Source organism: Mucilaginibacter sp. P5_A6 (genome assembly GCF_056400585.1).
The window spans coordinates 90,611-103,517 of record NZ_JBFUKZ010000023.1 but is presented as its reverse complement, the minus strand read 5'-3'; the positions used below and the strand labels follow the sequence as shown (position 1 = coordinate 103,517).

The window sequence follows — 12,907 nt, the reverse complement described above, 5'->3', positions numbered from 1 at the left end:
CAGATCACCTTTCGCCTTTGCCCTTTTTCCTTTGACCTAAAAAGAGAACCTTTTACCTTTCGCCTTTTACCTTTAACCTAAAAATCACGGATTTTTAGTAAACGAATAAATAATATATCCCGTTCCGCCACCAACGGTAACCGGAGATTTAAGTGTCATGGCCGCGCCATTGTTACTTACAATATCCAAACGATAGCCTTCTGCTACATTTTTGGCTTTATCTCCTTCAAATATCTTTTTGAACTGGAATTGCGTGCCGGTTGTTCCTCCGTTAAAAACCGACCAAAATATGGTTTGGGCCGTACCATTTGCAAGGGTGTAGATACCGTTACCGCTATTGGTTAGTTTCCAGGTACTACCAACAAATGCTTCTGGGGCGGCCTGGTCAAACACGTTTTGAACAGCATTTTGAACCAGCCCATCGTAACTTACATTGTTAAGTGTCCAGGTGCCCACAAATTTGCCGCGGGATACATTGGTTGTAGTTACATTTTTTGTAGACGAACAGGCAGAGAGTACAAAAATAAGGGATAGGATAGCTATCGGGGTTTTAAGAAAATTTTTCATGACAGTGTTTTATTTAAATGCATATAAGCATAAATCCTGCCAAAAGCTCAACTTAACTCAATACTTTTTGATTTAAATGTCTTTTGAATCTCCAGTAAACGTTCGGTAATTGAAGCGCTCACCTCATCAGCCTCTTTTACTTTCTTCAGGCTTTTAGCAAAGCAACGATCTGTATCTGTTGAAAGCAACTTGTGTTTAATTTGAGCTATTAATTCCATGAGGTAATCTATATAGCCCTATTTACGGATAAATAGCATAAAGGTTACATCAAATTAATCACTGTTTAATATTTTTCTCATTGATTAAAAAATCAATCAATTGTTCCATTGCTTTAGCCCGGTGACTGATTTTATTTTTCTCATCCATGCTCATTTCGGCAAAGGTTACATCGTATCCATCGGGCTCAAATATGGGGTCGTATCCAAAACCATCTGTGCCGCTGGGCGCAGTGCGAATAGTGCCTTCAACAGTACCATCAAAAAAATGCTCTTCCCCATTCCATATCAATGATATTACTGTACGGAAACGGGCCTTGCGCTTGGTTTCGTCTTGTAAATTATCCAATACCTTTTTAATATTAGCCGCATGGTTACCATGCTCGCCTGCATAACGTGCCGAATAAACTCCCGGGTCGCCATTAAGCGCGTCTATCTCCAGGCCGCTGTCGTCTCCAAAGCAATTAAGATTATATTTTTGATAAATGTACCTGCTTTTTATTGAAGCGTTTTGTTTAAAGGAGGTACCGGTTTCTTCAATATCATCATAACAGCCGATATCATTAAGGGTTAGCAGTTTGATTTTTTTTTGAAGCTTGTTTTCAACCTCTTCAAGTTTATGGCGATTATTTGTTGCGAAAACTAATTGATGCATTTTTTTAGACTTATTGATAAAGGATAAAAGACAAAGGACTTTCGGACAAAGGATAAAGGACATTGATTTGCGAACTTGAAAATGAAACCCAGGCTTCTTGTGCAAACTCCATCTTCAAATTTTCAAATTCCCTGATTTTCAAATTAAAGTGTTTTCATCTGCTCCCAGAAGGCTTTTTTATTATCAACACTGTCCATCATCTCGCCAAAGCTAAAGCTATATAGCCCTGTGAAGCCCCCAAAAGCTTTAGGAGTATTTAACACCAGCGCCGGAATGCCCTGGGGCAATGCATTTTTACCCAATATCAGCAGCTTCGCGGGTTTAAAAAACTTCAACAGATCATCATAATGGGTGTTACCCTGCTTAGCCAGGTTAACTATAGCCAAATCATCCACACTTAATTCTTTGCGCTTAATAATATTGGTTAACGCGGTTAAATGTGTATCGTCAATAAAATCCAGGTCGGGATAATGTACCAGCACCAAAAAGTTCTTTAAATTTTTACCCAGATAATTAAAGCTCAGCAACTGCGTTTTTATTTCGGGTTGTGTTGCTGTAATTACAGGTTCTGGCTGTTTAGCTATTGGTGCGGCTTCATCGGCTACTGGTGTATCCATGGCCGTGTTTTTATATAGGGACTTATCGGCATTCAGCAAATAAAGCTCATCCTGCAAAATAAAGCGTAGGGCAACCGGGTTTTCAACTTTCACTTTAACAAATTTTAACCAAAAGTAGTTAAACGGTTTCAAGCATTATAACCATATTAGCACAATTATAGCCAACTGTGTTTATTGAAATTAATTGTACAGCTATAATTAATAAATTTTACCGAAATTTGAAGTTTTAACGGATACGTTATTTCCGTTTTATTTAGTACATAAGCATTACATGAGAAAGTTAGGGTTATTAGTTTTAAGTTTTATATCCATTATATCAGTTACCAGGGCACAGGTAAAAGCCGATTCGGCTACAGCGGCCAAAGCCGATACAATTACTGCAAGAACACCTGGCAAAACACTGGATAAAATTGCCGCCGTTGTTGGTAACAGCCCCATACTACTATCTGATATTGAACAACAATACGCCCAGTATCTTATACAGGGCATGCAGCCAAACCCGGATATGAAATGCCGGATTCTGCAATCATTACTAACTCAAAAATTACTGGCTCAGCAGGCAGTTATTGATAGTATCGACGTAAAAGACGATGATATTGATGCCAGCGTTGACCGCCGCATGCGCGAAATGATGCAAAGGGCCGGAGGCCAGGATAAACTGGAAGGCTTTTTAGGCCGCTCGATTATCCAATACAAGGATGAAATAAGGCCCGACATGAAAGAGCAAATGATTGCCCAAAAAATGCAGGCTAAAATAACCGAAAAGCTGAATGTAACTCCGCAAGATGTAAAAGATTATTTTAATACCATTCCAAAAGACAGTTTGCCATCCTTTAATAAAGAGGTAGAGATTGGCGAGATAGTTTTTCAGCCTAAATTGAGTAAGGAAGAGAAGGAACTATATAAGGAAAAGGCAGAAGAATTGCTGGCAAGGGTTAAAAAAGGTGAAGACTTTGGAACCCTGGCAAGGCTTTACTCACAGGATCCGGCATCGGCTGTTGAAGGCGGCGATCTTGGGTTTGCAGATCGTACCACATTTGTAAAAGAATTTACAGCAAATGCATTTAAACTTAAAGCCGGGCAAATATCGCCGGTATTTGAAACGGATTTCGGCTTTCACTTTTTACAGGTTATTGAACGCCGCGGCGAGCAGGTACACGTAAGGCATATATTAATTACACCTGCCATAACCCAGGCCAGTTTGGATAGGGCTAAAACAAAAGCCGATAGTATTTATACCCTGATGCAGGCAAACAAAAAAACAATTGACTTTTCATCAGCAGCCGCTTATTACTCAGACGATAAGGAAACCAAATTTAACGGTGGCATGATGCTGAATGCCGAAAATGTACAAACCCGATCAACCTTTATACCTACTGATAAGCTTGACCCCAAAGTTGCGCTTATTGTTGATACCATGAAGGTTGGCAGCATTTCAAAGCCCGATTTGTTTACCGGCGCCGATGGTAAAAAGAGTTACAAAATTTTATACTTAAAATCGGCTACCGATGCTCACAAGGCAAACCTGGCACAGGATTTTCCTAAACTAAAGGAGTTTGCTTTTGAAGACAAAAACAGCAAAACCGTAAACAAGTGGTTTGATAAACGCCGCAAGGAAACTTTTATCAAAATTGACAGGGAATACCAAACCTGCGATATCCTGAAAAAATGGATAGCCGCTCCAACCGCAACCGCTCAAGCTAAATAACAACCAATTTATGCCACACCGCTCTGATGTTGAAGCTGCCGATGCTTTAAAACTGGCTTACCAGCAAATAAGGTCCGAAATAGGGAAAGTTATCATTGGGCAGGATGAGGTGGTAAAATTTGTGCTGATATCTATCTTCAGCAATGGACATTGTTTACTGGTAGGTGTACCGGGCCTTGCCAAAACCCTGCTGGTGCAAACCGTATCGCAGGTGCTCGACCTCGATTTTAAACGCATCCAGTTTACTCCCGACCTGATGCCATCAGACATCATAGGTTCCGAGATTTTAGGCGAAGACCGTAATTTTAAATTTATACCCGGTCCTGTTTTCAGCAATATCATCCTTGCCGATGAAATAAACCGTACCCCGCCAAAAACCCAGGCTGCCTTACTGGAAGCCATGCAGGAAAAAGCGGTTACCGCCGCCGGGGTTACACACAAGCTTGCCAAACCATTTTTTGTATTGGCCACGCAAAACCCCATTGAGCAGGAAGGCACTTATCCCCTGCCCGAGGCCCAGCTGGACAGGTTTATGTTCAACGTTGCATTAGATTATCCATCGTTTAAAGAGGAGCTGCAGGTTGTTAAAAACACCACAAGCACTTTAAAGGTAGATGTTAAAAAGATATTGAATGCCGAGCAGATCACTTACTTTCAGCAATTGGTGCGCAACATCCCGGTTACCGATCATGTGATGGAATATGCCGTAAAGCTGGTGTCAAAAACCCGCCCCAACACCGCGTTTGCCGCGCCACAGATAAACCGCTTACTTACCTGGGGTGCCGGTCCGCGGGCATCACAGTTTTTGGTTTTGGGGGCTAAATGCCATGCCGTTATCAACGGAAAATACTCTCCCGATATTGAAGATGTGCAGGCCGTTGCCAAACCTATTTTAACCCACCGTATTGTACGCAGCTACCACGCCGAGGCGGAAGGACTTTCGGCAGCTGATATTATTGAAGGGTTGTTTTAGGGGGAACTTCTAAGTACTCATCAAATCGATTTTTGTATTTTTTTTCTTCGTGTTAAAAAAATGAGCTTCCCTATGCCCGACAGGAGAAATTAATATTAGATAAGTTGATGATAAAAAGTCTTTAGTGAGAAGTCCAAGGGCATTGAAGGATATTGAAAATTATCTACATTTAATTCGTGCAGAATAAAAAGTCGCAACCCCTTTTAATCGCAAACCTCAAATGGCTTTCTTTGGGTTTGCTAATAATTACCTTGTTATTTGTGTACTTTGTTCCCCGGGCAATTATGTATCCCGATCATTTAATAATTGGTTGGATAATTTTCTTATTTATATGTTTTATCGTTCCGTTATTAGTTTTTACCACCTTAATCTCGTTTACAAAGCTGGTAAAACCAAGTACCGCTTTTGCTTTTTTATCTGTACTAATTGTTGGGCCAACATTCGGTCTTTTTCAGGGACATCGGGAGAAGTTGGAACTAAATAAGAATGGGGTATGGGCCAATTCTATTGTAGTTGATAGAAAACATTCCAAAAGCAAAAGGGAAGGCTCATGGCATTGGATGATAAAATGTAAGTATGAGGCCAATAAACACGTGTATGAAACGGCATATCACGATGACATTAAAAACATACGCCCCATTGGTGATACGATAAAAATAATTTATAGCAGCCAATTTCCTAAAATATATTCCCTGGAATATGAGTGGAATAATAGGTAATTAAAACATTTTTAGTTTTCCTCAAAACACCGTACAATACAAATCAGCCATAAACAGAATTCGGGATTTTGTAGTCTAAGGACTACATTTATACCCATCCATGGGAACGGCATGGGAAAATTATTTAAAAGCCTTTAGATGAAAAACTGAAGGCTTTTTTCTTAAAGAGCAGTTCGGTAATTTGTCCGTTGTAAATCATAAATCTTAATGCGATATTGAAATACTTTTGCACAAGAGTTTAATATTTCTAAATCAATATTGTATGCTAAAAAAACATTCAATTCTATTGGGAATAATTATTTCGATATTGTTGCTATTTATAGCGACATGGTACTATCCCGGTGGGTCGCAAGTTGACAAAAACTCCGTTGGGTATGACTGGAAAAATAATTATATAAGTAATCTTTTCGGTAAAAATGCTGTTAATGGATCAGACAATCCAGCTCGTTTTTGGGCTATAGGAGGAATGATTTTCTTTTCGGCTAGCTTTGCTATATTCTTCGTTGAATTTTCAAAGAAAATACCGGCAAAGGGCGCCTCCAAAATAATAAAATATGTAGGGGCCGGTGGTATGTTTTTTACTTTTTTAATAGCAACCCCATTGCACGATATCATGATTACAATAGCTAGTACAATGTTTCTTATAGGGATGTTTTATATCACTGTTTTTGTTTTAAAGTCAAGGCTGCATTTATTTAAATGGCTATGTATTGTTTGTCTCCTTGTGTTTTATTATACACTATACCTTTATGGCTCTGATAGTTTTAAGTATTTACCAATAATGCAGAAAATTAATTTTGCCACTACAATAGCCCTAATTTTAGGGCTGGCATATTTTACGAAAAAAGAAGATTTTCAACAGATCAGGGAGGGCAAATAAAATAGTTGTGAAGAAGTATCGGGCCGTTAACATGGGCGCACTTTCCATTACCATTTTGTTTATGGCTCTTTTTCTTTTGTGGAAGGAAACATATAACAAAGAATCTCAATAAATATATTGCTTGAATTAGAAATTATCCTCCAAACCTGCTGCACAATACAAATTACATAAAAGAGTTCGAGTTTTGTAGTCTAGGGACCACAAAATGATCCACTGTATGCGAAGCATGGGAATAAAATTGAAAGCCTTTGGATGAAAATCTGAGGGCTTTTTTGTTAACTTAGTTATAGGATAAAGAAGAGGTTCAGATTAGATTAATCGAATAATTATACGAAGTTATTACGGCCAACTATATGAGCAATAAGATTAATAACAAGATTGAAACGTATTCAGTACTTGAAGATTTGGTTGATCTTGATCTGGCAGATCATAAATTAAAGGACATTGCTGTGCTTTTTTTAAGTGCAATGAATGATTGGCCTACACCCAACCAATATTTCATCGCTGACTTTGTTAAAGAACTAAAAGGATATTTCGGCTCACCATTAYCAATCGAAAAAATTGACGGCAAAAAATTTGATGGACGGAACGCTTGGCAAGTAGAAGCAGGAAGTTCAATAGCCGAAGTCATTGACATGTCGACGAGGTTCTATAGCGAAAGTAACTTCGACAATATCTTGAAGAATATTCTTGATTTCTATGAGCAAGAACTTGGCAAAGAAGCCTAATAGCAATTCTTACAATGGCTAATAAAACAATCGAAATATTTTACAATTATTCCTCTAAACCCGCTGCACAATGCAAGTCATCTATAAAAGAGTTCAGGTTTTGTAATGTAAGAACTATAAAAGCACGATATACCAAATATTTGAACAAAAAAGAAAGCCATCTGATGTTTATTTCGAAGTAGGTTTTGAGAACCTGTCGCATTTTTCATTTGCCTTTAAATAGCAATTCGGGTACAACCCTGCAGGAAACACTACAAAAACAATTTAACTTAAGCAGGATTTACCCGCAAAACCTGTATAGCTTCTTCTGACAAAGCAATTTTAAGCGCTCTTATTACACCGTAATACTTTAACCCGAAATGTTAAATATGATAATTTAACATTTTCCTACCTCTCCTTTTCATCCAATATTCATTTATTCCCGCTAACTTTATCCAATGTCATCCCATCATATTGTTCGCGAAAAACAGGAGCCTGCATTGCTGGTGCTGGGTATAGATAATTTTGAGGAGGAGTTGCTGGGGCAATTATTGGAGTGGAGCCCAACGGTGATTACTACACCCGATACTGCCGAAAAGTTAAACAGTTTTGGGATTAAGGTAGATTGGATAATTAGCTATGGTGATGAAGTGATCCCGCAGTCGGATATTAAACTGATCCCTGCAGGGAACAACAGCCTGGCGGTAGCGGCTTTAAAGTTTCTTACTGCTAATAATTACCCGGCGGTAAACATTATTACTGACGAGTTGGCATTAGCGGATTTTTTGCCCTACGCTGATAAAATTAACCTGGTTATTTTTAACGCGCAGCAAAAAATTTATCCAGTTACATCGGGTTTCAGCAAGTGGAAACCGGCCGGTGAGCAAATTGAGTTGTTGACGACGCCTAACGCATTGCAATACAAAGGCTTGCAAGATAACGGGCGAGGGCTTTACAAAACTACCGCCGACGGTTTTTTCAGCCTGCAGTTTGAAGAACCTTTTTTGCTTATTGCCGAGGCATTAAATTAGTTAGTGTATTGCAATAAAAAGGTAATTTGAGGGTTGTTGTTGAGGTAAATTTTATATTGGTGTACTTTTTGTAATATTTCTAAATAATTATAAATATAAATTAAACCGTTTAAACATTTTTTGGTCTATAAATATATACTCAGCAAAATACCTGCTGAACAGTAAAAAACTTTCAATCATGAAAAGGACATATAAAAATTTATTTTCATTCGCTTTAGCAGGCTTGTTGAGCTTGCCTTTAGCTTTTACAGCAGATGCACAGCGCAGGGGCGGCGGCGGAAGCAGCGGCGGTGGCGGCGGAAGCAGCAGTGGTGGCGGCTCAAGATCTGGTGGCGGCGGCGGTAGTGTTGGCGTTTCCCGTCCTTCTGGTGGTGGCAACGTTGGTGTTGCCCGCCCTTCATTTAATGGTGGCGGCGGCGGTCAGCGTACTGCAGTGGCCCCCCCATCACGTGGCTTTAGCGGCAGTGGCGATGTAAACCGTGGCAATGTAAACCGTGGCAACGTAAATGTAGCGCCTCAGCGTGGCAATTACGGCATGGGCACAAGGTCAAATAACGTAGCTGTAGCCCCTCAGCGTAGCGGCGTAAACGCAAACGGACAACGTGTTTATACTGGTGGCACCCGTAGCTATAACAGTGTTGACAGGCGTGCTTATAATGGCGGCCGTGGCTCTTACTACAACAACGCTAACGGATACGGTACCAGGGTTTATAACCGCGGTTCTTATCGTTACGGTGGCCGTGGCGGATATTTTGGAAGTCACTATTATTATCCATACCATAACTACTACAGTTCATATTACTACCCACGTATTGGTTTCAGCATAGGATTTTTACCTTACGGATATTATCCATTTTGGTATGGCGATTACCAGTACTACTATAGTGATGGTTTATACTACCGTCAATATAATGATCAGTACACTGTTGTTGAACCACCTATAGGTGCCGAGGTTAAAACCTTACCAACAGATGCCAAATCAATCACCATTAATGGCGAGCAGTACTATGAGTTAAATGGTGTGTACTATCAACCATATACCAAAGATGATGGCACACAGGTTTATGTAATAGCAGGTAAAGATGGCGAGTTAAATACCGATAACAGCGGCAATGGCGACTATCAGCAAGGCCCCCAAATAKGTGATATTGTTACCCAGTTACCTGATGATTGCCGGAAAATAAAGATCAATGGCGAAAAATTATATGTTTCTCCTGATGGTTTTTATTACCAGGAAAGCAAAAACAACAACGGCGATACTATTTATAAAGTTGTAGGTACACCATCTGATGAACCAGATCAGCAACAATAAATTCCGTTTAAATACATAATGAACAGGCTGCTTCAAATTTGAGGCAGCCTGTTTTGTTTATGGAGCCCGCCCCAAACAGGTGTGTAAACCCAGCATAGGATTAATCACCAAAAGAGCAAGCTTTTTCAGGACGAGACAGTATTTTCTGTATCCGGGCAAATATTTTCAATTTTGCAAAAAACTTAACGCATTGGTCTACAGCCACAAAGGTGTTCCATCCCTTGTTTTGGCGATATGTTAACTTATTGACCTACAGACAAAAAGGTGTTCCACCCGTTCCGGTGTTCGGGGGCGTTCCGGTGGAACACCATACCGTATTAATTCAATTAATAATTGAGCAGCTTGTCCACCGTTTCCCCTAACCTCGTTTTCGCCAAAAACTGGTCTTCCAATGCTTTGTTCATTGGTATAGCGGTATCAAGGCTGCCACAGCGCATTACAGGCGCGTCAAGGTATTTAAAACAGTGCTCGGCTACATGGGCAGCTATTTCGGCACCGAAGCCGCTGGTGAGGGTATCCTCATGCAATACCAGTGCACGCCCGGTTTTCTTTACGCTTTGTTCAACGGCTTCTTTATCCCATGGCTGCAGGCTGCGCAGGTCGATGATCTCTAAAGATTGGTCCGGATGTTTAGCGGTATAGTCCAACGCCCAGTGTACACCTAAACCAAAAGTAACAATAGTGGCTTTTTCGCCTTGCTGTACAATATTGGCTTTGCCTATTTCTATTAGTACATCATTATCCGGTACTTCACCGCTGATGCTGCGGTACAGGTATTTGTGCTCAAAATAGATCACCGGGTTAGGATCGTCAATAGCGGCCAGCAGGAGCCCTTTGGCATCTGCCGGGAAGGCGGGGTAAACAACCTTCAATCCCGGTGTTTTGGTGAACCAGGCCTCGTTGCTTTGTGAGTGAAACGGTCCTGCCCCCGTGCCGGCACCTGTAGGCATGCGTATTACCACATCCACGGCCTGTGCCCAGCGGTAATGGGTTTTGGCCAGGTTGTTAATGATCTGGTTAAAGCCGCAGGTTACAAAATCGGCAAACTGCATTTCAACAATGGCTTTATAACCGTTGAGCGCCAGGCCCATACCTGCACCAACAATACCCGATTCGCAAATAGGGGTATTACGTACCCTGCCTTTGCCAAATTCTTCCATAAAGCCCTGGGTTATTTTAAAGGCTCCGCCATACTCTGCAATGTCCTGTCCCATGATCACCAGGTTGGCATGTTTGCGCATGCCTTGCCTTAAGCCATCACTTATGGCATCAATATAACGTTTGCCGGTTGCTGGCGTAGCCGATGGCTGATTGGCCGGGAAATGGTAAGGCCGATACATATCAGCTACCTCTGTTTCAATATCCGGAACAATATCGGCCTCGTTATAAACCTTTTCAAACTCCGACTCGATAAGCGTGGTAAACTCCTTTTTGATCAGCGGGATCCATTCGGGGAGTAGCACTCGCTCATTCAATAGGTATTTCTCAAAATTAGCCAGCGGGTCTTTAGCCCCCCACCACTCAAACAAATTTTGCGGAACATATTTGGTGCCCGATGCTTCCTCGTGCCCGCGCATCCTGAAGGTCATGCATTCTAACAAAACCGGGCGTGGGCTTTCCTGGATACTGTTTTTGATATCAGCTATGGTATGGTAAACCTCTAAAATGTTGTTGCCATCAATGCGGCGGCCTTCCACGCCGTAACCCTTGGCCTTATCAACCAGCTGGCTGCAATGGTATTGTTCGTTAGTAGGGGTGGATAGGGCGTAACCATTATTCTCTACCAGGAAAATAACGGGTAAATTCCAAACGGCAGCAATATTAAGGGCCTCATGAAAATCTCCTTCGCTGGTAGCACCCTCGCCGGTAAATACCAGGGTGGTTTTCTTTTGGTTGGATAGCATGTCAGCCAACGCAATGCCATCTGCAAGGGCCAGTTGCGGGCCAAGATGGGATATCATCCCGATGATTTTATATTCCTGCGTGCCAAAGTGAAAAGAGCGGTCGCGCCCTTTGGTAAAGCCCGATGGCTTACCCTGCCATTGTGCCATTAAACGCGAGAGTGGGATGTTTCTTGTTGTAAAAACGCCCAGGTTGCGGTGCATGGGTAATATATACTCGTCAACCTGCATGGCCAGTGTACTGCCCACGGCAATGGCTTCCTGGCCAATACCTGAAAACCATTTGCCGATGCGCCCTTGTCTTAGCAGGATCAGCATTTTCTCCTCAACCAGGCGCGGAAGCAACAATTTTTTGTAAAAAGACACTAAAGTTTCAGTATCAAGGTTTTTACGGTCAAAAATCATAATGTAAAACTACTGAAGTTTTTAAATGGCGACGCCCTCAACAAGGCTAAAAAATAATATTTTCGGGTTAAACTTTGTATGTTTGGTAATCCTAACAAAAAACTTATGAAACGAATTGGATTTTTACTTATAGTGGTGTTGTTGCTCATTGGTTTTGCGGCTTCTTCTCAGGATTATTTTTTATTACCCGGCAGCTTTTATATGAAAAAGGGCGATAAACTCGATCTACATTTATTAAGCGGCAGTGAATTTGTAAAGGAGGGTGAATACAAGTATGAAAGCGGAAAGATCTCTAAATTTATGTTGTACGAAGGAAAGAAGCAAACCGATCTCAGTAAGTCTCCCAAAGACACTTCGGCTAATTTTTTGAACTATAAACTGGAAAGTCCGGGTTTGGCGATGATAGAGGTGGTTAAAAGTGAAAATGTGGAATCTGAAAGGAATAAGTTTTTAAAATACCTGAATAATGAGGGGCTTGATAAAATTGCGGAAGAGGCTAAAAATAATAATCAGCAATATTTTGTAGAAAAAACAACCCGCTATTTAAAAACGCTTATAACAGTTGATAAGCCGAGCGATAAGGATTTTGATAAATCATTAAACGAGGAATACGAAATAATTATAAAACAAAACCCGTACAAAGCCGACTATGGCGACGATGTAACAGCCCAGGTGCTTTTTCAGGGAAAGCCATTAAAGGAGGCTGTGGTTATACTGTATGTTAAAACCATTAATGGTAACGTATTTCCGCAAAAGCTGAGTGCCGATGCAGGCGGGCTTATTTATTTTAAGCTAAGCCGTGAAGGGATCTATATGCTAAGCTCGGTACACATCGAAACATCTAAAGATAAAAATGCAGACTTTGAAAGCTGGGGTACTACCTTCACTTTCGCCTTTACCAATAATGGTACCATGCCCGATACTTACAAGGAGTTTGGTTTTGGCAACAAGCATTAATTTCTTGGGAGCAAGGGCTTTTGGAGCAAGGATGGAAGGATAAAGGAACAAGGATGAAATTCTATCATATAGGCGTTTTATTTGGCCTGCGCTTTCCATTCATGGGCGCATGCTTCAATCGCTTACACTAAGGAAGACGCATATGCAACAAGAAAGCCCTTCGGTTCATATATCCGAGAGGCTTTCTTATTTGAATCTTTATAGGTTTTAAAATTGCTTAGAATATAGAAGGATCATAAAAGTCCTTGATCCTTTATCTA

Annotated in this window: 12 protein-coding genes; 7 read left to right on the top strand and 5 right to left on the bottom strand. The window is 40.8% G+C overall.

Annotated features, from left to right (window positions below):
* Positions 1-84 precede the first annotated feature (84 nt).
* From AC1DO4_RS21705 to AC1DO4_RS21690, 4 genes are all read right to left on the bottom strand, one after another.
* Positions 85-567, bottom strand: coding sequence for a hypothetical protein (locus tag AC1DO4_RS21705; RefSeq protein ID WP_477419671.1), 483 nt, complete (start codon positions 565-567; stop codon positions 85-87).
* Between the two features lie 47 nt (positions 568-614).
* Positions 615-785, bottom strand: a complete 171-nt coding sequence (locus AC1DO4_RS21700) for a hypothetical protein (protein WP_477401261.1) — start codon at positions 783-785, stop codon at positions 615-617.
* A 58-nt stretch (positions 786-843) separates the two neighbouring features.
* Entirely contained in the window at positions 844-1,437 is a 594-nt protein-coding gene (locus AC1DO4_RS21695) for a non-canonical purine NTP diphosphatase (RefSeq protein ID WP_477419670.1), read from the bottom strand.
* Between the two features lie 143 nt (positions 1,438-1,580).
* Complete coding sequence (locus AC1DO4_RS21690) at positions 1,581-2,147, bottom strand: hypothetical protein (RefSeq protein ID WP_477419669.1); 567 nt, start codon at positions 2,145-2,147, stop codon at positions 1,581-1,583.
* A 178-nt stretch (positions 2,148-2,325) separates the two neighbouring features.
* Between AC1DO4_RS21690 and AC1DO4_RS21685 the strand changes: the two genes are divergently transcribed.
* The 6 genes from AC1DO4_RS21685 to AC1DO4_RS21660 all read left to right on the top strand — a co-directional run bounded on the left by AC1DO4_RS21685 (position 2,326) and on the right by AC1DO4_RS21660 (position 9,384).
* Entirely contained in the window at positions 2,326-3,762 is a 1,437-nt protein-coding gene (locus AC1DO4_RS21685) for a peptidylprolyl isomerase (protein ID WP_477419668.1), read from the top strand.
* A 10-nt stretch (positions 3,763-3,772) separates the two neighbouring features.
* Positions 3,773-4,735 (top strand): AAA family ATPase, encoded by a 963-nt coding sequence (locus AC1DO4_RS21680; RefSeq protein WP_477401267.1) that lies wholly within the window; start codon positions 3,773-3,775, stop codon positions 4,733-4,735.
* Positions 4,736-5,716: 981 nt separating this feature from the next.
* A complete protein-coding gene (locus AC1DO4_RS21675; RefSeq protein ID WP_477419667.1) occupies positions 5,717-6,334 on the top strand; it encodes a hypothetical protein in 618 nt (205 codons plus the stop codon).
* Between the two features lie 353 nt (positions 6,335-6,687).
* On the top strand, positions 6,688-7,062 hold the full coding sequence (locus AC1DO4_RS21670; protein WP_477419666.1) for a hypothetical protein: 375 nt from the start codon (positions 6,688-6,690) through the stop codon (positions 7,060-7,062).
* Positions 7,063-7,499: 437 nt separating this feature from the next.
* A complete protein-coding gene (locus AC1DO4_RS21665; RefSeq protein ID WP_477419665.1) occupies positions 7,500-8,072 on the top strand; it encodes a thiamine diphosphokinase in 573 nt (190 codons plus the stop codon).
* A gap of 535 nt (positions 8,073-8,607) precedes the next feature.
* Positions 8,608-9,384 (top strand): DUF6515 family protein, encoded by a 777-nt coding sequence (locus AC1DO4_RS21660; protein ID WP_477419700.1) that lies wholly within the window; start codon positions 8,608-8,610, stop codon positions 9,382-9,384.
* 326 nt (positions 9,385-9,710) lie between these two features.
* Here AC1DO4_RS21660 and AC1DO4_RS21655 read toward each other — a convergent pair whose 3' ends face one another.
* Entirely contained in the window at positions 9,711-11,690 is a 1,980-nt protein-coding gene (locus AC1DO4_RS21655) for an alpha-ketoacid dehydrogenase subunit alpha/beta (protein WP_477419664.1), read from the bottom strand.
* A gap of 105 nt (positions 11,691-11,795) precedes the next feature.
* On the opposite strand from AC1DO4_RS21655, the gene AC1DO4_RS21650 reads away from it, so the two are divergent.
* Positions 11,796-12,647 (top strand): DUF4198 domain-containing protein, encoded by an 852-nt coding sequence (locus AC1DO4_RS21650; protein ID WP_477419663.1) that lies wholly within the window; start codon positions 11,796-11,798, stop codon positions 12,645-12,647.
* Positions 12,648-12,907: the final 260 nt, after the last annotated feature.